Here is a 19636-nt window from a genome sequence, read left to right as displayed (position 1 = left end):
TGTCGATCGGGCCGAGTTCGTTGGTGACACGCTCGACCATCGAGGTCACCGCGTCGGTGTCGGTGACGTCGGTGTCCAGCGCGATCGCTCGTACCCTGTTCGTCGCTGCGCTGATCACCATCGTCCCCGTGGTCGTCCTGTTCATCGCGATCGAGCGCCATCTGGTCGCCGGACTCACTGCGGGCAGCGTGAAGTGAGTGACCCCAGGGCAATGCACGCCAAGCGGTTCTCCATCAGCTCGTCAGTAGCACCCTCGTATTCGGGTGCCGTGCCCGCTTGCACCGGTGCCAAGCGTGGCGTTCCGTTCGTCGCATCTCGTGGACGGGACGCCACGCTCTTCGGTCAGCGGTCAGGAGTTCGAATCGCTTGCCTCAACTCCTTGCGACAGCACGATCCAGGCCCGGTTGCCGGCCACGCTGGCGTGATCGTTCATGCCGCTCGAATTGGTGTTCAGCGCCGTGCTGAATGCTCCGACCTGCACCCCTCCGACCAGCAACGGGCCGCCCGAGTCGCCCTTGTAGCCCATGCCGGTGTCGTTGATGCTCCAGGACGAAAGGCCGGCACCGCCGTCGCCATCCGGGTAGGATGCGCTGTAGATCCACATGTCGGCATTCTTTAGGGCTGGCGACATCAGTGCCTTTTCGCCGTCCGCCACCGGCTTCTCCGCACCCCAGCCGTACATCGTGCCGGTGGAGTTCTGCGGCGGATCGGCGTCGGCGAGCCGGACGGCCGAGGCGCTCGCAGCGACCGATAGGTGCAGGAGCGCGACGTCGCCCGCTGCGGGCGGGACCTCGGAGCAGTCCACGGCGATCCGAGTGCTCGCACTGAGCTCGAGACCGCCGATCCGGACGGCGGTGGTCTCGCCCGCGTCGGCCAGACAGTGCCGGGCCGTCAGCACCCAAGTCGGGGCGATCAGCGTGCCGCCGCATTGGAAGACGTGAGATCACGGCCTCGACATCGACGACGCCGACACCTGCGCGGTTCAGGCGCTCGATCGAGAGGCGCTGTGTCACCTCGGAGAAAGTACCCGAATCATCGATGACGGTGTAAACACGAAAGCCCTCAGCCGGCAGGGGCTATTGCATAGTCGGGTTGGTCCTGGTCACGGTCGGTTTTCCGGTGGTCACGGCGGTGATGAGGTCGTGGGGTGGTGGCTGGCCTCTCGGGTGGCTTCGGTGATGTTGGTGGCGCCGTTGACGCGGTGGTACCCGATCGAGTTGTTACGGAGGATGGCGAACACGGCGGGGCCGTTGCCGGATCGGGCTTGATGCGCCTCTTCACGTAGCGTGACGTCTCGTACGTAATGCAGACGGTTCTCGATATGCCATTCCAAAACGCGCCCACGTGCCCAGATCGACGGGCCGGGCCGGGCCGGGCCGGGCCGGGCCGGCGGGCAGCGAGATCGTCAGGTACGCCGTCTCGCGGCTGGTCTTGCCCTTGATCGTGCGGGTGCGGGTGATCCGGACGGCCTGTTGCGCGTGGGGGAATTCCAGCCCACCCGGGGTCGCGACGGTGAGCGCCTCGACCGTGCGGGTCTCCTTTGCGGCCGTGATCGGTCTCGCGGGTCTGCGCCCCGATCGGGACCTTGCTCCAGGGAAGGCCCTTGAACTGGTCGTGCGGTTTCCGCTGGTTGGCCTTGACCGTGACCATCAGATGCCCGCCGTCCGCGGCGAGCAACTCGGCGTGCCCGACCTGGGCATGCAACGCGTCCGCCACGACCAGGACGCCTTCCAACGACCCCAGGAGGGCCTTGACTAGGCGCAGCAGTGGCGTGAACGCGGGAATCTCATTCGATTTCGCCGCGATCTGGACCTGGGCGAGCATGATCCCGGTGCTGGTGTCCTAGGCCGAGAGCAGATGGACCTGCCGCCCGTCGCTCAGCCGGGCTCCCCGCTCGACCTTCCCATCGACGGCGACGACCAGGCGCCACCATCGGCCGGCAGCCAGTACCGGCACCGCCCGGCCCCGCAACCAGCCGGCCAGGACCCGCGACAACACCTCGGCGTCGATGCGGGTCAGCAGCCGCCACACCGTCGTCGCGGCGGGCACCCGGCCGGTGAACCCGAGACGCTGCCACACCGTACGGTCCTGGAAACGCACCCAGTCGCCGACCGCGGCGAACGTGCATGCCCCGGCTATCACCGCGCACACCGCTGCCGCCAGGATGCCGGCCAGCGGATACCGCCGGCCCCGCGGATCATCCACCGCTTCCAACGCGACGAACAGGCTCAGACGATCACCATCGGTGACCGCGGTCGGGCACGGCATGTCCGGGGGCGCTGCAGCAGCACGATCTCGGTCAGTGATGATGACATCAGCGGGTGCGGTCCTGTTCTCGATCACGGTTGTCTTCGCAAACACCATGATCACCAACGGGCCGCACCCGTCCTACATGGACCCAGCCCTCGCCGCACGACCACCCGACCGCAGTTCACACACCCCCTTAACCGACTATGCAACAGCCCTGCCTCAGCCGGGGCCGCCAAGGTGGGCTCGACGACGTAGAAGCTGGTCATGATGCCTGCGATGATGAGCGTGCGGCGGCTGGTGCCCTCGACCGCGCGACGGATGCCCTTCCGGACGATGGTGCCGGCTGTGGGCTGCCACAGGAAGCCGGTTGCGGAGCGCATCGAGGTGGTGGGTCGGCGCCTGCGCATCTCCGGGATAGACGCGTTGAGCGGGCTCGGGCGGTCGGCCCAGGACATGCGCAACCCGGTCGCGGTCCCGTTGGAGACTCGCCGCAGGGATGCTCAATGGACCCCGCTCGTCCGTAGGGGTGTTGAGCGACGCTCTGCCTGACGATCGGGTTGTGGTCCAGCGACGGTGACGGTGACGATTGGTGTTGGGGGCTGTCTTCGGGCGGCCCCTTGTTTGTGTGCGACGACAGTTTGAGCATGTTCTCCAGGCGCGGCGGCCCTCCCTTCTCCTTGGCCGGACAGGGAGGGCCGCTACTTGGTGCTCTGGAGGCACCCATGGTGATGGTAGGGACTGCTCAGGGTGAGGTCGATCGGCGGCTGGTCGCGGGCGAGTTGAGGTGCCCGTGCGGCGGCGTTTTGAGGCCGTGGGGTCGTGCTCGGCCGCGGGTGGTGCGGGGTGTCGGGGTGCTGCGGCCGCGTCGGGGACGGTGTGTGGCGTGCCGGATGACGCATGTGTTGCTGGCGGTGTCGTGCCTGGTCCGGCGGGCTGACGGGGTCGAGGTGATCGGTGCTGCGTTGACCGCGAAGGCCGGCGGGCAGGGGCATCGCCGGATCGCGGTGCGGTTGGGTAGGCCGGCCTCGACGGTGCGGGGCTGGCTACGCGCGTTCGCTGGTCGCGCGGCGGTGGTGCGGGCGGTGTTGGCGGTGCTGCTGGTCGCGTTGGACCCCCTCGCTGGGCGGTTGGTGGTGCACGGGTCGGTATTCGCAGACGCGGTGGAGGTGCTCGGAGTGTGTGCCGCGGCGGCCCGGCGCCGGCTCGGGGTCCTCGGCGCGGTGTCGGCGTGGCAGTTGGCTTCAGCGGTCACGGACGGCCGGCTGCTGAGCGGGGCGGTGCCGGGCGAGTGGAGCAACACGAGTTGGCCCTTGGGCACCGCTGGTTGATCAACGAGTCTCCCGGGCAGGTGTGCGCCGACGCGGTGCATCCGAGCAGGTGAGGAGGCGCCGATGGCCACCAGTAGTCGTGCCGGGGAAGATCAGGTCCGGGCCGAGCGGGCCCGGGCGGTAGGGCTGTTCCGGTATTCAGTGATCCGCCAGGCCGCCGACCGCGGGTTGACGACCAGGCAGCGGGGTCGGCTGGTGAGGGCCCTCGCGGAGCGGGAACACACGGGCCCGTTCGGTGCTGCGGTGCGGGTTTCGCGGCACACGATCGACCGGTGGATCCGGGACTGGCGCCGCGGTGGGTTCGATGCGCTGGTGCCCAGCCCACGCCTGGTGTCGCCGCGGACCCCAGCTGACGTGCTCGAACTGGCTGTCGCGTTGAAGAAGGAGGTGCCGGCCCGCACCGCAGCACAGGTGGCGGCGATCCTGCGCGCGCATGGCGGGTGGGCGCCGGACGAACGGACCCTGCAACGACACTTCGCCCGGCTGGAACTGACGACCCGGCCCGGCGGCCAGCCGCCGACGGTGTTCGGCCGGTTCGAGGCGGACGCGCCGAACGTCCGCTGGACGGGGGACGCGTTGCACGGCCCGACGGTGGGTGGGCGCAAGGCGATCCTGTTCGCGTTCCTCGACGACCACTCCCGGCTCCTGGTCGCCGGCCGGTGGGCGCGCCGGGAGGACACTGTGCGGTTGGAGGCCGCGTTGCACGCCGCGGTCGCGTCCCGCGGTGTCCCGCAGTCGATCTACGTGGACAACGGATCAGCCTATGTGGATCGGCAGTTGCTACGGGCCTGTGCCAGCCTCGGTATCCGTTTGATCCACTCCCGGCCGGGCCGGCCCGAAGGGCGCGGCAAGATCGAACGGTTCTTCCGGACCGTGCGGGAGCAGTTCCTCGTCGAGATCGGCTCCGGCCGCGAACTCGACGACATGATCGCGCTGAACACGCTGTTCACCGCGTGGGTCGAGACCGTCTACCACCGCCGCACGCATTCCGAGACCGGCGAGGCCCCGCTGGAGCGCTGGCAGCCGGTCGGCACCCCGGCGTTGCCGTCGCCGCAGCTGCTGCGGGAGGCGTTCCTGTGGTCGGAATGGCGCACCGTCACCAAGACCGCCACCGTCGGTCTGCACGGCAACCACTACGAAGTCGACGCCGCTCTGGTCGGGCGCAAGGTCGAGCTCGTCTTCGACCCGTTCGATCTCACCGCCCTCGAGGTCCGCTGGCACGGCAGATCGATGGGCAAGGCGATCCCGCACAAGATCGGCCGGCACGTGCACCACAAGGCCCGCCCCGACGACACCACATCACCGCAGCCGGCGGTAACCGGGATCGACTACCTGCGCCTGGTCGAGGCGCAGCACACAGCCGAACTGGCCACCAAACTGCGTTACTCGCAACTGGACGACGGCCAACTGCCCGGCCAGCTCGCGCTGCCCGGCACCGACCCGACAGACGAGGTGCCGGCGTGATCGACAAACTGCAAGCGCACTACGGCTTCACCCGCACCCCGTTCGGCAGAGCCCTGGCACCGCAGATGCTGCACCGCCACGGCGGCCACGCCGAAGCCGTCGCCCGGATCGGCTGGTGCGTCACCGAACGCGCCCTCGGTGTGATCACCGGCGAGGTCGGCGCCGGGAAAACCGTCGCCATCCGCGCCGCCCTGGCTGGTCTGGACACCAGCCGCCACACGATCATCTACCTCGGCAACCCCGCCGTCGGTGGCCGCGGCCTCTACGCCGGCATCGTCGGAGCCCTCGGCGGCGTCCCTCGCTTCCACAAAGCCGCCCTCATCCCACAAACCGCCGATCTCCTCGCCGCCGAGGACCACGAACGCGGCCGCACCGTGGTCCTCGTCCTCGACGAAGCCCACCTACTCGACACCGACCAACTCGAAGAACTCCGGCTCCTGAGCAACGCCGACATGGACAGCCACTCACCGTTCGCCGCCCTGCTGGTCGGGCAACCCACCCTCCGACGGCGGATCAAACTCGGCACCTTCGCCGCGCTCGACCAGCGCATCGCCCTGCGCTACACCATCACCGGCATGACCGCCGACGAAACCAGCAGCTACGTCGGCCACCACCTCAAACTCGCCGGCCGTTCCGACACCCTGTTCAGCGACGACGCCCTCGCCCTGATTCACCAGGTCTCCCGCGGCCTGCCCAGAGCGATCAACAACCTCGCCGTCCAAGCCCTCGTCGCCGCCTACGCCACGAACAAGACCATCGTCGACGAATCCAGCGCCCGAGCCGCCGTCGCCGAAGTCACGACAGAATGACCACCACGCCGACACCGTGAACACCAGAACCCCGCCGGCTACGCCGGCGGGGTTCTTTCACACCCAAACCACATCGTCACGCTCAACGACGCCGTCATCGCCATCCACAGCGTCGCTCAACACACCGCGTGCACCCGCTCGCAGCGCTCCGGCCGACAGTTGACGCTGCAACCCCGCCACCTGCACGACACCCTGCGCCAGGCCCGCGCCGAACAACAAACCCCGGCGTGGAAACACACCTACCGCGCCCGCGCCGGGATCGAAGCCACCATCCACCAAACCACCGCCGTCACCGGCATCCACCAAGCCCGCTACACCGGCCTGAGCAAAGTCACCCTCGAACACACCTTCGCCGCGACCGCGATCAACCTCATCCGCCTACACGCCTGGTGGACCAACACACCCCTCCAACGCACCCGAACCACCCACCTGAACAGACTCGATCTCACCCTCGCCGCGTAGACAGAATTAGGCAACAGGGTCGGGAAGCAGAGCAAAGCGCGAGCAACCACCAACACACTCCGCCGGCGGACCCAGCGGCACCGGCGGTCAAACGCCGTAACAGCGGACCCAGCGGACCCAGCGGACCCAGCGGACCCAGCGGACCCAGGGGACCCCAGCGGACCCAGGGGACCCAGCGGACCCAGGGGACCCCAGCGGACCCAGGGGAGCCAGCGGAGCCGGCGGCACCGGCGGCACCGGCGGACAAACGCCGTAGCAGTGACAGCGGACCCGGCGGCGCCGGCGGACAAACGCCGTAGCAGTAACAAGTGCCTACCCGGGCATGCGCAGCTTCGACAGTGGTGGCTCGCCGAGTGGCACGGTCTGCCAGCGGGCGTCGAATGTCCCGGCGGCCGGGTCGAGCCGCACGTGCAGCCGGTGCGGGGTTTCGACGAAGATGAGGTCGACGTGCAGCCGCCCGTCGGACCAGGCGGAGGCCGTGGCCACGGGACCCGTTCGGGTCCAGGCGTCCGGGGCGCCCAGTGCGGCGACCACTTCCGGGCCGCTGTCGGCCAGTTGGATCTCGTCGCCGGCGTTGAGCCGTACCGTGTGCAGGCTTTTGATCTCGTTTGCCGGGCCGGGGCGGAAGGCCATCGGGGCGAGGTCGTCCGGCGGGCGGCTGCCTGCCGGGCCGGGCAGTCGGCCGCCCGGGGGTCGTGGGTGTCCCGGTGCCCGGGTGCGGCGCCGGGGAGGAGGTCAGCGCGGGCAGCAGATGGGTCCAGAGCGCGTCCAGCAGGCCCGGGGTGTCCGGGCTCTGCGAGGTGATCGCGACGACCGCGTCCGCCTCCGGCAGGACCAGCATGAGCTGGCTGTACGCGCCGTCGCCGCGGTATCCGTGCCGGCCGCGCCAGAACTGGAAGCCGTAGCCCCGGTCCCAGTCCGGGTCCGGGCTGGTCGTCGCGACCTGCGCGCGGGTCGCCTGCGCCACCCACTCCGCGCTCAGCAGCCGCCGGCCGGCCCACTCGCCGTTCCGCAGGTAGAGCTGGCCGAGCTTGGCGATCGCCTCGGTCGGCAGGTACAGCCCGGCGTAGCCCAGCTCCAGGCCCCGCTTGTCGCGGCGCCAGCCGGCCCGCGTGATGCCCAGCGGTTCGAACAACCGGGGCCTCAGGTACGCCGTCAGCGACTCCCCGCTGACCCGCTGGATGATCGCCGACAGCGCGTACGTGCACGGCTGGTTGTACGCGAAGACCGTTCCCGGTTCCCGGTCCGGTGGGACGAGCAGGAGGCCGAGCAGCATGTCGCCGTTTCCGGCCACCATCGCCCGTTCGAAGGTCTCGTCGTCGTGCCCGCTGGCCATCGCCGCCACGTGCCGGACCCGGATCGAGCGGGACCGCTCGCCGGTCACCGCCGCGTCGTACTCCGGGAAGTACGACAGCACCGTCGCGTCGAGGTCTACCAGGCCCTCGTCCACCGCGAACCCGAGCGCGGTGGACGCGAAGCTCTTGCTCAGCGAGTAGAGCAGGTGCGGCGTCTCCGGCCCGTACGGCTGCCACCAGCGCTCGGCGACCACGTGACCGTGTCGCAGCACCATCAGGCTGTGCAGTTCCACCCCGTCGAGCGGGGCGACCGCGTCGATGAACCGGTCCACCCCGGTCCCGTCGACGCCCTGCTCGCCCGGCGTGCTCCGCGGCAGCGCCGCCCCGTCGGATACGTCCATGTGATCGGCCACAGTCCGATTTATAGCCGATCGCGACCGACGGCCCGCCACCGCGGCCGCCGGCTGGATCAGACCGGCCGGCCCAGGTCGGTGATGATCCGGTCGATCTCGGCCAGCGCCGCCGTGGCGAGCCGGCGCTGGGCGGCCTCGGCGACCGCGTCGGTCTCCTCGAGATCGCCCAGCACCACGATGTTCTCGTCGTTGAGGGTGGTCGCCGGCCCGGTGTAGTTGAAGCTGCCGATGATGATCAGCCGGGCGTCGACCACCATCAGCTTGTGGTGCACCTTGCGCAGCCCGGTGCCCGGCCGGTTCTCCCACAGCTGCACGCCCGCGGCCTTCAACGGCTGGGTGGCGGCCCAGCGCTGGGCGCCCTGGCCCCGGTCGAGGATGCCGCGGATGGGCAGGCCGGGACCGACCAGGCGCGCCATGGCGTCGTCGATGCCGGAGGACTGGGCGAAGGTGAACATCGCGAAGTCGACCCGGGAGCGGGCCTTGAGCATCTGCTTCATGATCTCCATCTCGGGCCCGTGCCGCGGCGCGAACAGCGGCTTGACCCGGATGCCACCGAGCCGGAACTCGTCCGGCCGGGCCTCGTGGCGCTCGTGCAGGTCGCCGAAGGTGCCGCCGCGCATCCGGTCGAACTCGCTGCGGTACTGGTCGGTGGCCTGCTTGCCGCCAAGCACCACGACGTGGTTGAGATTGTTGCCGGACCGGCCGGCCCCGGTCTCGAGGTTGGTGCCGGTGTCGGTGTGGGTGAAGTTCGCCGAGCCGGTCAGCACGGCCGCGCCGGGCTTGCCGTGGTCGCGCACCACGAACTTCTGGTGGAAGATCGCCGGGTTCAGGTCGGTGATCACGTCGACGCCGGCGCGCAGGAACGCCGCGTGGATGACCCGGTTGACCTCGTTGTCCCCGGCCACCGCCCACGGGTCGGCCGGCGCCCGGTCCTCGTGCAGGTAGCTCGACTCGAGAATGATCTGGACCCGGACGCCGCGGGCCTTGGCGTCGAGGATCGCCCGCGCGATGGGCTCGGAGTCGATCTCCTGGACGGCGATCCGCAATGACGTCGTGGCGGCGGCCAGGAAGCCCAGGATCACCGCGTGCAGGTCGTCGGGGGCGCCCAGCACGGGCGGCCCGGTGTGGAACTCGACATCACCCAGTCGCACGGCCATGGCAGCACCCTCATCTCACCGTCGGCCAGCACTTTTGCCAACCCAGCTCCGCTTCACGATGACCCCGGCGAGCCGCGATTCACGGCCTCGGTCGCCAACCTGACTCGGCCCTCGGCGGGGCCGGCCGGGGCCCGGTGCGGACGACATTCTTTGATGTCAATGGCCGGCAGGTCTTGACGGTGTCATTGTTACCGCTAACACTCTGGCGTAACCCGGGTGAAACAACAGCGGCCGGGTGCAGCCAGAAGGGCGCCCGCATGACCGTCCCCGCGAATTCCCCCGCCCGTACCGGTCGGATGAGCGCGCGCCTGATCGCCGTCGCCGCGGCGCTGAGCCTGGTCGCCGCGACCCTGACCGGTGCCACGCCCGCCGCCGCGTCGCCCTCGGTGCAGTACACGAATCCGCTGGTGAACCAACGGGCCGACGCCCACATCGTCAAGCACACCGACGGCTACTACTACTTCACCGCCACGGTTCCCGAGTACGACCGCATCGTGCTGCGCCGCGCCACCACCATCCAGGGGCTGTCGAGCGCGCCGGAGACGGTCATCTGGCGCAAGCACTCCAGCGGCATCATGGGCGCGCACATCTGGGCGCCCGAGATCCACTTCATCGACGGCAAATGGTACGTCTACTTCGCCGCCGGCGCCTCCGCCGACATCTGGGCGATCCGGATGTACGTCCTGGAGGGCACCGGCGCGAACCCGCTGACCGCCTCGTGGGCCGAGAAGGGCCAGATCCGTACCTCCTGGGAGACCTTCGCCCTGGACGCCTCGACCTTCGTCACCAACGGCGTGCGGTATCTCGTCTGGGCCCAGGCCGAGCCGGGGATCGACACCAACTCCAACCTCTACATCGCCCGGATGAGCAACCCGTGGACCATCACCGGCACGCCGACCAGGATCGCGGTGCCGACGCTGGCCTGGGAGCGGCGCGGCGGGGTCGAGGTGAACGAGGGGCCCGCGGTGATCCAGCGCAACGGCAAGGTGTTCCTGGCGTACTCGGCCAGCGCGACGGACGCCAACTACTGCCTGGGACTGCTGACCGCCTCCGCCACCGGCAACCTGCTCAGCGCCTCGTCCTGGACCAAGACCCCGGACCCGGTCTTCGTCAGCAACGCCGGCACCGGCCAGTACGGCCCCGGTCACAACTCGTTCACCACCTCCGAGGACGGCCAGAGCGACATCCTCGTCTATCACGACCGCAACTACCCGAACATCACCGGCGATCCGCTGAAGGACCCGAACCGGCGGACCCGGGTGCAGAAGCTGTACTGGAACGCCGACGGCACGCCCGACTTCGGCATCCCGGTCCCGGACGGCGCCACCCCGGTCCGCCTGAAGTCGGCCAACTTCCCGGACCGCTTCGTGCGGCACTGGGAATACCGGGCCCGCATCGAGGCCGGCGTGAAGCCGCTGGCCGACTCCCAGTTCCGCCTGGTGCCCGGCCTGGCCGGCGGGGGATCGGTGTCGCTGGAGTCCACCAACTTCCCGGGCTACTACCTGCGGCACAGCAACTTCGAGGGCTGGGTCCGGCGCGACGACGGCACGGCGACCTTCCGGGCCGACGCGAGCTTCACCCGGCGGGCGGGCCTGACCGGCACCGGGACGGTGTCGTTCGAGTCCGTCAACTTCCCCGGCCGGTACCTGCGCCACTACGAGAACCTGATCTTCGTGCAGGCCGTCTCGACGGCGACCGATCGCGCGGACGCCACCTTCATCCTCGAATAGCGGGCCGGGCGGCCCCGCATCCGCTACCCGCGGTCGGGCAGCGGGAGGACGCGACGGAAGACCGGTACGGCGACGGCCGCGACGTTGACGTGCATGACGATCAGGGCGACGACCGCGAACCCGCTCGTCCCGGGCTGCGCGTCGCTGCCCAGCAGCGCCAGGTCGGGCACGAACGACACCACCAGCACGGCCGGTACCAGCCACCGCAGCACCGCCGAGGGTCGCTTGGTCCACCGGCGGATCGCCGCCCAGCCCGCCGCCGCGATCAGGATGCCGGCCACCGTCAGGAAGGCATAGGCCCCGAACCGCAGCGGCTGGAATTCGTCGGAAGCGCCGAACCCGTGCGCGATCACCGCGATCAGGGCGTTGACGGCGACCGCGACCACCGCGGCGGCGACGATTCCGGCCGCGACCGCCAGGCCGGAGCTGCGGGCTACGGGTGCGCTGGTGACTGTCATGGTCTACCTCTCGAAGGGGCTGCCGAAACTTGAGGCATCAACTGAATCTTGTACCACCAAAGATTGATGCGTCAAGTGTTGGGGCCGAACCGGGCGGGCGGCGGGCGGCACCTAGGATGGCGGTATGGCCGGGGATGAGCACAGCGAGCCGGCGTGGCTCGACGCCGACGAGAGCGACGCCTGGCTGCAGCTCGTCCAGTTGACCTCCTGGCTGCCCGCCGCGCTGGACGCCCAGCTCACCCGCGACGCCGAGGTGACGAGCTTCGAGTATGCGATCCTCGCCGTGCTGTCGGAGGCGCCGGAGCGCACCCGGACGATGAGCACCCTCGCGCTGCTGGCGAACGGATCCCTGTCGCGGCTGTCGCATGTGGTCAAGCGCCTCGAGGCGCGCGGCTGGGTGTGCCGCTCCCGCAGCGCCGACAGCGGCCGGGTCAAGAACGCCGTGCTCACCGACGCGGGGTACGCGAAAGTGGTGGAGTCCGCACCCGGCCACGTGGCCGAGGTGCGCCGGCTGACGGTCGACCGGCTGACCCGTACGCAGCTGCGCCAGCTCGCCGCGATCGGGCGCCGCCTCAACAGCGCGCGCGCCGACCGACAGCCCTGGCGGGAATAGCGGCACGCGCCGGCTACCGGATCATCGCCGACCCGCCGCCTCGCCCGGCCGGTGCCTACGTCCCCGGAGACGCGGCGATCTGGACGCGATCACTGTCGTTGTCGGAGAGGAACGACGCCAGCGCCCGCCCCTGCTCGGCCACGGCGGTGCGGTCAGCCCGGGAGAAGCCGCCCAGCGGGGTGACGATCACGGTGCCGGCCCTGACGTCCCAGGTGCCGGCGACCCGGCCGTCGACCAGGACCACGCGCGAGCCGGCTACCGACAGGCCGCGGTGCGCCTTGTCGACGATCCGGCTGCGGTCGTCGTAGCCGAGCAGCGCGTTGTCGAACGCCGGCAGGAACCGCACCGGGGCGGGGGTGTCGGGGTCGGGGCGCGGCGCGTCGGGGAGATCCAGCAGCTCCCGGCCTCGTTCGTCGCGGAAGGAGACCAGCTCGTCGCGTACCGCGGTCACCGCGGCCGGCAGCCCGGCGAGGCCGCACCAGGCGCGCAGGTCCGCCGTGGCCGCGGGGCCGAAGGCGGCCAGATAGCGCCGCACCAGCGCCTCGCCGACCGGATCGGAGCCGCCCGGATCGGAGCCGTTCGGGGCCGGCGGGTCGACCTCGCGTCCCAGCCAGGACGAGATCAGGGCGTTGCGGACTCCCGCCCTCGTGCGCCACAGCCCGCGTGGCGGCAGCTGCGCCATCGGCAGGACGGCCAGCAGCATCTCGCCCAGCGCGCGCGGTCCCGGCGCCGGCCAGCGCTCGGCCAGCGCCCGCGCGAGCTCGGTCATCGAGCGGGGCTCGCCGTCGGCCAGCACCGCCCGGCCCGCCGCCGCGAGCTCGTCGAGGTCCACGCCGGCGAGCTCGCGCCGGTAGACCCCGATGACCCGCTGGCGCAGCATGGCCTCGTGGCGGGAGCGCCAGGCCAGGGCGTCGGCGGCGGTGAGCAGGTGAACCGTGCGGCGCATGAGGTGGGTCCGCACGACGCTCCGGCGGACCAGCAGATCCTCCAGCACCGCCGGGTCGAAGGCGCGCAGCCGCGACCAGAGCCCGACGAACGGCTCCTGCGGTTCCTGGGCCTGCAGGCCGCCCAGGTGCGCGACGGCGTCGAGGACCGGCAGGTCGGCGTGGTCGAGCAGCAGCTGCCGGGCGAGGGTCGCACGGTTGAGCGCCCGGGTGCTGAGTGCGGTCATGGGGAAATCCTCACAGGAGAAGCGGCCATCCCGTGGCCTCTTCCCCTGGCGATCCCGGGGCCGGATGCATTCTCCGAAATCTTCTCGCGGTCGAGCCGGGTTCTGTGACAGTCATCAGGAGTAACCCGGATCATGACGAGGGGGCGGCGATGGCGACGACGGAACACCGGCCACGGCGTATGCGGTTCATTGATCTGCCGCTGCGCGTGAAGGTCCTCAGCGCGGTGGTGGTGACCCTCGCGGTGGCGGTGAGCGTCGGCGTTCTCGGCCTGGTCAAGCTCGACGCGACCGCCACGCACGTGCAGCAGATGTACGTCGAGCAGGTCAAGCCGCTCGGGGTGCTGGCCAACGCGCGACGCCTGGCCATGCAGGGGATCGTGGACACCCTGAGTCACGCCACCAGCCTGGACGACGCCGGTATGGACAAGGTCGAAGCCGACATGCGGACGCACGAGGCCACGTTGGTGGCTCAGCTCGCGGAGTATCGGTTGAAGGCCGCCGATCCCGGTGCGGTCGACGGCTTCAGCGCCGACTGGAAAGCCGCCGTCGACATCCGCGACCAGGTGCTGTTGCCGTTCTCGCGCCGTAACGATTTCGCCGGGTTTCAGAAGGCCCGCGACGCGCAGTTCACCCCCGCCACCGACAAAGCCTTCGCCAACCTCGATGCTGCCTTCGAAGCCGAGCGGGTGCAGGCCGCCGAGCGTTCCACGGAAGCCCACGACGACTACATCGCCGCGCGCAACATGATCATCGTGTTCATCGTGCTGGGCGGCCTCCTGGCGATCGGCATCGGTCTGTTCGTCGTCCGTCAGATCCTCGGCTGCCTGGGCAAGGTTTCCGCCGTTGCCAAGGCCCTGGCCGGCGGAGATCTCACCGTCCAGACCGCCATCGATTCCCGCGATGAGGTCGGCCGGATGGCCGCGGACTTGGATCATGCGATCGGGTCGCTGCGGCAGGCGATGACGGCGGTGGGGGACAATGCCGTCCAACTGGCCGCCTCCAGCGAGGAACTGTGCGCCACCGGCGAGCAGATCGCCGCCGCCGCCGAGGAGACCAGCGTGCAGGCGGGCGCGGTTTCGGCCGGCGCGGAGGAGGTGGACGCGAACATCGCCACGGTCGCCGCCAGTTCGGAGGAGATGGGCGCCTCCATCCGGGAGATCTCGGCGAATTCCAGCGAGGCGGCCCGGGTCGCCGGCGAGGCTGTCCAGGCGGCCGAGGTCACCACTGCCACCATCGGCAGGCTCGGTGAGTCGTCGGCCCAGATCGGCAACGTCGTCAAGGTCATCACCGCGATCGCCGAGCAGACCAACCTGCTCGCGCTCAACGCCACCATCGAGGCCGCCCGCGCGGGTGAGGCCGGCAAGGGCTTCGCGGTGGTCGCCTCGGAGGTCAAGGATCTGGCTCAGGAGACCGCGCGGGCCACCGGTGACATCTTCCAGCAGGTCGAGACGATCCAGACGAACACCGTCGACGCGGTGGAGGCGATCGAGAAGATCACCGCGGTGATCGCGCGGATCAGCGAGTTCCAGACGACCATCGCCTCCGCCGTGGAGGAGCAGACCGCGACCACCTCCGAGGTGGCCCGTAACGTCTCCAACGCGGCCGTGGGAGCCAAGGACATCAGCCAGAATGTCAGTGGTGTCGCGCAGACGGCCCAGACGACCGCGGCGGCGGTGACCGAATCCCAGGCCGCCACGGAGGACCTCGCCCGGATGAGCGCCGACCTGCAACGACTCGTCGCCCAGTTCGCCATCTGACCGGTCCGCCGCCGGGCCCGCGGCCCGCCTTTCCCGGTACGTCCACAGCCGGCCGCCGCAGCCCCGGGTCCGCCGTAGTCTCGACCTGTCGCCGTGGGGAGCAAGCACGCTGAGGGGGAGGGCTGCCATGCCGGACATCGTCGTGCTGCCGGTCGGGGTGGTGCGCTCGTCGCTGACCGATCCACGGGAGGCGCCGCGCCAGCCCGACGAGGGCGCGCCCGCGTCCCGGATCGAGCTGACCCCCGCGGCGGCCGTGGCGGCGGCCGACCTGCGCCCCGGCGACCGGGTCATCGTGCTGACCTGGCTGGACCGCGCCGACCGGGAGACGCTGCGGGTGCGACCCCGGGACGACCCGGACCGGGCGGAGGTGGGGGTGTTCAGCACCCGGTCGTCGCACCGGCCGAACCCGATCGGCCTGCACGAGGTGACGATCACCGAGGTCACCGCCGGGGTGATCACGGTCGGTGCCCTCGAAGCGCTCGACGGGACCCCGGTCCTGGACATCAAGCCGGTGCTGACCGACGTGGCCCGCCGCTGAGCTGGTTCGGACCTACTGTGGAGCTGTCGAACCCACCGTCCACCCGGAAGGACCGTCTGGACCTGGGCTGGGTGCTCGCGAACAGCGACCAGGCGCCGGCCTACCTGCGTGATGTGCAGGTGCTGCTCGCTCGCCTGCTCACCCTGCCGGTGCCGACCATCGCGGCGGTCAACGGGCACGCCTTCGGCGCCGGGGCGATACTGGCCATCGCGCACGACTTCCGGATCATGCGGTCCGATCGCGGCTACCTGTGCTTCCCGGAGGTGGACATCAACGTGCCCTTCACCCCGGGAATGGCCGCGCTGATCCAGGCCAAGCTGACCCCCGCCGCCGCGATCGCCGCGATGACCACCGGCCGGCGCTTCGACGCGCCGACGGCCGTCGAGTTCGGCCTGGTCGACCGCGCGGCGGAGGAATCCGCCCTGCTGGCCACGGCCACGGCGGCGGTGCGCCCGCTCGCCGGCAAGGACCGCGGGACGCTGGGCAGCATCAAGTCCACGATGTTCGCCGGCGCCGCCGAGACCCCTGCGCGCCGCGGCCCTGGCCCTCCCCGCGACCTGACCCGGCCCGGGCGTCTCTTGGCTCGTTGTCGGCTCATCGCATCGCCGGTACGGCTGCCCGGTCGTTGAGCTGGTCGATGAGCGTCAGAACGGCGTCCGGCCGAGTTCTTGGCACGACGCGCTACTCACCCCGGGCATCCGGCTACCTGGGTAGGCGTGCTCACGCGGGAGGCGGGGTGATGATCGGAGACTCTGCGCATGACACATTTTTCCGCGTTCATCGGCGCTTTCGCTCCCCGCGGCCGCGTCCTCGCAGGTGCCGCCCTCGCCGCTCTGGCGCTTTCCGGCTGCGGTAGTAACGCGCCGAGTCCCAGTGGGCAGCCGGCCGGGCGCGTTGATTCCGAGGTGATTGCCGCATCGTCGTCGCCCGAACAGGCGGCGTTCGCGGCGATGCTCGACAGGATCGCGCAGTCGTGTCCTTCGACCGGCGGGGCCGCGCCGGGACCGACTGACAAGAACGCGTCGGGACCGACCGACCAGAAGCCGAGCGGTGGTCCGGTCGGGCAGCAGAGCCTCGCTCCTGGAGAGGTTCCCCCGACTGACCCGATCGAGCCCGGCGCCCCGACAGGGCCCGCGACAGAGTTGAACGACCGTGATCGGTGCGCGAGCGTCCAGCACGAACAGCGCGTCGTCGAGGCGCTGCAGAAGGTCTCGGAGCCCACCCCCGCCAAGGTCCGCGAGGTCCTCAACGGCCTCGGCTACATCGACGAACGCATTCACGGCCTCCAGCAGGACGGACAGGCCACCCGCTTCTACCTCGACCTGCGCGAGAGCGGCGGCCGACTCTGCGAGGCGGGCCGGGCTGCGGGCGCGGTAACGGACATGAACGTTTGTGCAGCCCTCGCCACCGGAGCGTTCGCAGTCAAGTAGCGAGACAGAAGGCCGGCCCTGACCTCATGGCGGACAACCGGCTCGGCGTTGACTGCCTTACGCGGTAAGGCTAGTCTGCGCATAGAGTCTTACGTTGTAAGGTTGAGGGAGGGGGAGGCCATGAGCTTGCGGGTATGCGTCGTGGGGGCTTCGGGAAAACTCGGCCGCTACATGGTTCGGCACGCCCTGGACCGCGGCTACGAGGTGGTGGCGGTGTGCCGCGAGCAAAGTGTCGGGAAGCTCGACGAGTTCGCCGGTCGGATCACCGTGATTCCGGGTGCCACGGACGACCGGGAGGTGATCCGGCGTGCCGTGGCCGGTTGCGACGGAGTCCTCACCGTTCTGGTGCCGTGGGGCGTGCGCGGCTATTCGACCGGGACGGCGCAGGCGGTGATCGACCACGCCCCCGCGCACGCTCGGCGCGTCTTCTCCTGTGGCTGGCACATCACCCGCGACGGCCAGGACGTGTACTCACTCCGGCTCCGGGCGGTCGTCGCGGTCTTCCGGCCGATCGCCCGGCTCCTGAGGGTGGCGGACCTGCGCGACCAGGTGGAGGCCTGCCGCCGGGTGTTCGCCAGCGACACCCCGTGGACCGTGGTGCGCGGCAGCGACCTGGAGGAGGGTGAGAGCGAAGGCCTGCCGGTGTGGAGCCGGCACGTCGGCGATCCGGTCCTGCGCAGCAATCGCACCCGGCGCGTCGACTTCGCCCTGTTCATGGTCGCGGCGCTCACCGACGACGAGCTGATCCGGGAGGCGCCGGCCATCGTCGGTTGCCGGACGCCCTCGGCGCTGGCGGCATCCCGGACCTGACGCGGTGCGGCGCTATGCCTTGCCGCCACCGGAGTCATCCATCGAGGAATGGTCGCGGTGGCACCGCCGCCGGGGTTGCATCCGGGGGTGAGGCGTGCCTCAGCGAGCAGATGTCTTGCCCGAAGAAGCCGGTTGGTCCCGGCGCGGCCGCTGGTAACTGTTATTCACTGTGCTGCATACCTATGATGGTGCGGAGCCAAGATCCACGGACCTTGTGACGATCGGTTCACGCCCCGGAACCGATGAGCCGGGCGGGTCCTCCGTATACCCCTGGGAGGCCCGTCCGGCGCCCCGGCCTGCTCCGGCCGGGATGCGTCCGGCGGGGTGCGCGCCGCCCCGGCAAACCGTTGTTCCAGGGCAACGATGCTTTTGCCGATCTCACCCCGCCCGGCGACCGGACTATGGTTCCTGAATGGCCACGCCGGAGTCACCGCTCACCCAGGACACGGGCGCGGCGCCGGGCACTGCCGCGGCCGAGGTGTTCGCGCGGGACTTCACCGGCGCGGACATCACCGGGCTGCGGCACGACCTGCGGCGCCGTGCCGAGGCGGCCGGGCTGCGCGGCGACGACCTCGACGACTTCGTGGCGGCGGTCAACGAGTTGGTCACCAACGCCGTGCGGCACGGCGGCGGGCGCGGCTCGCTGCGGCTGACCCTCGACGCCGACACGCTGATCGCCGACGTGAGCGACCACGGCGCGGGCTTCCCCGGTGAGGTGCCGCTGTCGGCCGGCCCGCCGCCGGCCGACATGCCCGGAGGCCGCGGGATCCTGCTCGCCCGCCGGCTCACCGACACGCTGCTGATCAGCGACGGCCCGGACGGCGTCACGGTGACGGTGACCCGGTGCCTGTCCACACCGAAGGCAGCGTCGCACTGAGCGCGTTCTTCTGGGTTCCGCACATAACGGAACTCGGGACGCTGCGCTCAGGATGCGCCTCCGGTCCGTGCCGCGGACCAGCGCCGCGCCGGGCCCCCCGGTCAGCGCAGCGAGGGCGCTCGGGAGGCCGGGCGGCGGTTGCGCTGGACCACCGGCCGGCGCCGCGGCCGGCGGTGGGCCTGGCGGAGCGCCCGGCGGCAGGCGGGTCTCGCCGGTGTGCGTTCGGGAGCGGCCAGCAGCACCACACCGACGGCCGCCACCAGCGCGGCCAGGGCGGCCGCCGCCACCGCGGGCAGCGTCAGGCCGGCGCCGAGCCCGAGCAGCACGATCCCGATGCCCGCCGCGGCCACCGGGTTCACGATGGTCAGGGTCGCGAGCGGGCCGCCCAGCCCGTACCGGTAGGCCGCCTGCGACAGCAGCAGTCCCGCCGCGGAGAGCGCGACCACGATCAGGGTCGTGCCGGCCACCGCCGGCCGGGCCAGCGCGGCGGGCCCGTCCGTGCCGATGCGCAGCAGCACGGTCTGGGTCAAGGCCGACGACGCGGCGAAGGCGACTCCGCCGGCCGCGGCCAGGCGCAGGCCCGGCAGTCTGCCCGGGCGCGGTGCCGCCTGGTACGCCCGCCCGGCGAGGGCCACGATCAGCACGCAGGTCAGCAGCACCAGCAGCACCACCTGGCGGTCGTCGAGGGCTTCCGCCGGTGCGGCCGTGCCGACGGCGATCAGGAGCGCGACCAGCCCGGCGATGGTCGCCAGGGCGCCGCGCCACTCGCGGCCGTGCACCCGCCGCCCCGCCACCGCCGCGCCGACCGGCAGCGCCACCACCAGGGTCAGCGCGCCCAGCGGTTGCACGACCGCGAGCGAGCCGTACGCCAGCGCGCCGACATGCAGCAGCGCGCCGCTGCCGTTCAGGGAGATGATCATCCACCAGCGGGGCGCCGCGGCGAGGCGTTCCTGGACCACGGCCGCCAGGGCGTACGCCACGGCCGACAGCAGCGACAGCAGCACGGCGGCGGCCAATGCGACGGTCATGCTGGACCTCCCTCGGGTCCGGCCTGCTGGCGCTCGGTGCGGGCGG

The 19636-nt window shown here is 70.9% G+C and carries 19 protein-coding genes and 2 pseudogenes; 13 read left to right on the top strand and 8 right to left on the bottom strand.

Annotated features, from left to right (window positions below; genetic code table 11):
- Positions 1 to 197 (top strand): annotated as a pseudogene (locus DMB66_RS62470) (hypothetical protein); the annotation flags it as partial.
- Between the two features lie 152 nt (positions 198 to 349).
- Here DMB66_RS62470 and DMB66_RS08545 read toward each other — a convergent pair.
- The 3 genes and pseudogenes from DMB66_RS08545 to DMB66_RS08530 form a co-directional block, all read right to left on the bottom strand.
- Positions 350 to 919: pseudogene (locus DMB66_RS08545) on the bottom strand (trypsin-like serine protease); the annotation flags it as partial.
- Between the two features lie 143 nt (positions 920 to 1062).
- The gene (locus DMB66_RS08535; RefSeq protein WP_233624397.1) at positions 1063 to 1824 is read right to left on the bottom strand and encodes a transposase; all 762 of its coding nucleotides are present in this window, start codon (positions 1822 to 1824) and stop codon (positions 1063 to 1065) included.
- An 18-nt stretch (positions 1825 to 1842) separates the two neighbouring features.
- Positions 1843 to 2205: a transposase family protein gene (locus DMB66_RS08530; protein ID WP_233624396.1), complete on the bottom strand. Its 363-nt coding sequence runs from the start codon at positions 2203 to 2205 to the stop codon at positions 1843 to 1845.
- A gap of 935 nt (positions 2206 to 3140) precedes the next feature.
- Here DMB66_RS08530 and DMB66_RS08525 point away from each other — a divergent pair.
- The 4 genes from DMB66_RS08525 (at position 3141) to DMB66_RS08510 (ending at position 6313) form a co-directional block, all read left to right on the top strand.
- A complete protein-coding gene (locus tag DMB66_RS08525) occupies positions 3141 to 3578 on the top strand; it encodes a hypothetical protein (RefSeq protein WP_199752137.1) in 438 nt (145 codons plus the stop codon).
- 63 nt (positions 3579 to 3641) lie between these two features.
- Positions 3642 to 5042, top strand: a complete 1401-nt coding sequence (locus tag DMB66_RS08520) for a DDE-type integrase/transposase/recombinase (protein WP_125803475.1) — start codon at positions 3642 to 3644, stop codon at positions 5040 to 5042.
- Positions 5039 to 5851: an ExeA family protein gene (locus DMB66_RS08515; RefSeq protein ID WP_125803474.1), complete on the top strand. Its 813-nt coding sequence runs from the start codon at positions 5039 to 5041 to the stop codon at positions 5849 to 5851. Before DMB66_RS08520 ends, DMB66_RS08515 begins: the two co-directional genes overlap by 4 nt.
- A gap of 72 nt (positions 5852 to 5923) precedes the next feature.
- Entirely contained in the window at positions 5924 to 6313 is a 390-nt protein-coding gene (locus tag DMB66_RS08510; protein WP_125803473.1) for a transposase, read from the top strand.
- On the opposite strand, the gene DMB66_RS08505 is transcribed toward DMB66_RS08510, so the two are convergent.
- The gene (locus tag DMB66_RS08505) at positions 6297 to 8021 is read right to left on the bottom strand and encodes a serine hydrolase (RefSeq protein ID WP_233624395.1); all 1725 of its coding nucleotides are present in this window, start codon (positions 8019 to 8021) and stop codon (positions 6297 to 6299) included. The genes DMB66_RS08510 and DMB66_RS08505 overlap by 17 nt on opposite strands.
- Before the next feature lie 56 nt (positions 8022 to 8077).
- Positions 8078 to 9178 (bottom strand): phosphatidylserine/phosphatidylglycerophosphate/cardiolipin synthase family protein, encoded by a 1101-nt coding sequence (locus DMB66_RS08500; RefSeq protein ID WP_125803472.1) that lies wholly within the window; start codon positions 9176 to 9178, stop codon positions 8078 to 8080.
- A 257-nt stretch (positions 9179 to 9435) separates the two neighbouring features.
- Between DMB66_RS08500 and DMB66_RS08495 the strand changes: the two genes are divergently transcribed.
- Positions 9436 to 10908, top strand: coding sequence for a family 43 glycosylhydrolase (locus tag DMB66_RS08495; protein WP_199752133.1), 1473 nt, complete (start codon positions 9436 to 9438; stop codon positions 10906 to 10908).
- 23 nt (positions 10909 to 10931) lie between these two features.
- Here the strand turns inward: DMB66_RS08495 and DMB66_RS08490 are convergent, their stop codons facing one another.
- The gene (locus tag DMB66_RS08490) at positions 10932 to 11366 is read right to left on the bottom strand and encodes a DUF6069 family protein (protein ID WP_125803471.1); all 435 of its coding nucleotides are present in this window, start codon (positions 11364 to 11366) and stop codon (positions 10932 to 10934) included.
- A gap of 124 nt (positions 11367 to 11490) precedes the next feature.
- Between DMB66_RS08490 and DMB66_RS08485 the strand changes: the two genes are divergently transcribed.
- Positions 11491 to 11979, top strand: a complete 489-nt coding sequence (locus DMB66_RS08485; protein WP_125803470.1) for a MarR family winged helix-turn-helix transcriptional regulator — start codon at positions 11491 to 11493, stop codon at positions 11977 to 11979.
- A 55-nt stretch (positions 11980 to 12034) separates the two neighbouring features.
- Here the strand turns inward: DMB66_RS08485 and DMB66_RS08480 are convergent, their stop codons facing one another.
- Positions 12035 to 13150 carry a winged helix DNA-binding domain-containing protein gene (locus DMB66_RS08480; RefSeq protein ID WP_125803469.1) on the bottom strand — a complete coding sequence of 372 codons (1116 nt, stop codon included), beginning with the start codon at positions 13148 to 13150 and terminating at the stop codon, positions 12035 to 12037.
- Between the two features lie 179 nt (positions 13151 to 13329).
- On the opposite strand from DMB66_RS08480, the gene DMB66_RS08475 reads away from it, so the two are divergent.
- From DMB66_RS08475 to DMB66_RS08450, 6 genes are all read left to right on the top strand, one after another.
- Positions 13330 to 14907, top strand: coding sequence for a methyl-accepting chemotaxis protein (locus DMB66_RS08475; RefSeq protein WP_233624394.1), 1578 nt, complete (start codon positions 13330 to 13332; stop codon positions 14905 to 14907).
- 127 nt (positions 14908 to 15034) lie between these two features.
- On the top strand, positions 15035 to 15445 hold the full coding sequence (gene tsaA, locus DMB66_RS08470) for a tRNA (N6-threonylcarbamoyladenosine(37)-N6)-methyltransferase TrmO (protein ID WP_125803467.1): 411 nt from the start codon (positions 15035 to 15037) through the stop codon (positions 15443 to 15445).
- Positions 15446 to 15462: 17 nt separating this feature from the next.
- Positions 15463 to 16074, top strand: a complete 612-nt coding sequence (locus tag DMB66_RS08465) for an enoyl-CoA hydratase/isomerase family protein (RefSeq protein WP_233624393.1) — start codon at positions 15463 to 15465, stop codon at positions 16072 to 16074.
- 513 nt (positions 16075 to 16587) lie between these two features.
- Complete coding sequence (locus DMB66_RS63545; protein ID WP_233624392.1) at positions 16588 to 16875, top strand: hypothetical protein; 288 nt, start codon at positions 16588 to 16590, stop codon at positions 16873 to 16875.
- A 120-nt stretch (positions 16876 to 16995) separates the two neighbouring features.
- The gene (locus DMB66_RS08455; protein ID WP_125803465.1) at positions 16996 to 17685 is read left to right on the top strand and encodes an NAD(P)-dependent oxidoreductase; all 690 of its coding nucleotides are present in this window, start codon (positions 16996 to 16998) and stop codon (positions 17683 to 17685) included.
- Between the two features lie 412 nt (positions 17686 to 18097).
- Entirely contained in the window at positions 18098 to 18562 is a 465-nt protein-coding gene (locus DMB66_RS08450; protein ID WP_125803464.1) for an ATP-binding protein, read from the top strand.
- Between the two features lie 101 nt (positions 18563 to 18663).
- Here the strand turns inward: DMB66_RS08450 and DMB66_RS08445 are convergent, their stop codons facing one another.
- Positions 18664 to 19590: a hypothetical protein gene (locus tag DMB66_RS08445; protein WP_125803463.1), complete on the bottom strand. Its 927-nt coding sequence runs from the start codon at positions 19588 to 19590 to the stop codon at positions 18664 to 18666.
- Between the last annotated feature and the right edge of the window lie 46 nt (positions 19591 to 19636).

Source organism: Actinoplanes sp. ATCC 53533 (genome assembly GCF_003947245.1).
The sequence above is the reverse complement of the archived record's forward strand: the minus strand, read 5'-3'. Positions and strand labels throughout refer to the sequence as shown.

What these genes read in the sequence shown, in the direction of transcription:
- DMB66_RS08455 (WP_125803465.1), top strand. Translation starts at nt 16,996, where the DNA reads ATGAGCTTGCGGGTATGCGTCGTGGGGGCTTCGGGAAAACTCGGCCGC.
- DMB66_RS08525 (WP_199752137.1), top strand. Translation starts at nt 3,141, where the DNA reads ATGACGCATGTGTTGCTGGCGGTGTCGTGCCTGGTCCGGCGGGCTGAC.
- DMB66_RS08445 (WP_125803463.1), bottom strand. Translation starts at nt 19,590, where the DNA reads ATGACCGTCGCATTGGCCGCCGCCGTGCTGCTGTCGCTGCTGTCGGCC.
- DMB66_RS08480 (WP_125803469.1), bottom strand. Translation starts at nt 13,150, where the DNA reads ATGACCGCACTCAGCACCCGGGCGCTCAACCGTGCGACCCTCGCCCGG.
- DMB66_RS08520 (WP_125803475.1), top strand. Translation starts at nt 3,642, where the DNA reads ATGGCCACCAGTAGTCGTGCCGGGGAAGATCAGGTCCGGGCCGAGCGG.
- DMB66_RS08450 (WP_125803464.1), top strand. Translation starts at nt 18,098, where the DNA reads ATGGCCACGCCGGAGTCACCGCTCACCCAGGACACGGGCGCGGCGCCG.
- DMB66_RS08495 (WP_199752133.1), top strand. Translation starts at nt 9,436, where the DNA reads ATGACCGTCCCCGCGAATTCCCCCGCCCGTACCGGTCGGATGAGCGCG.
- tsaA (WP_125803467.1), top strand. Translation starts at nt 15,035, where the DNA reads ATGCCGGACATCGTCGTGCTGCCGGTCGGGGTGGTGCGCTCGTCGCTG.
- DMB66_RS08485 (WP_125803470.1), top strand. Translation starts at nt 11,491, where the DNA reads ATGGCCGGGGATGAGCACAGCGAGCCGGCGTGGCTCGACGCCGACGAG.
- DMB66_RS08490 (WP_125803471.1), bottom strand. Translation starts at nt 11,366, where the DNA reads ATGACAGTCACCAGCGCACCCGTAGCCCGCAGCTCCGGCCTGGCGGTC.
- DMB66_RS08535 (WP_233624397.1), bottom strand. Translation starts at nt 1,824, where the DNA reads ATGCTCGCCCAGGTCCAGATCGCGGCGAAATCGAATGAGATTCCCGCG.
- DMB66_RS08500 (WP_125803472.1), bottom strand. Translation starts at nt 9,178, where the DNA reads ATGGCCGTGCGACTGGGTGATGTCGAGTTCCACACCGGGCCGCCCGTG.
- DMB66_RS08475 (WP_233624394.1), top strand. Translation starts at nt 13,330, where the DNA reads ATGCGGTTCATTGATCTGCCGCTGCGCGTGAAGGTCCTCAGCGCGGTG.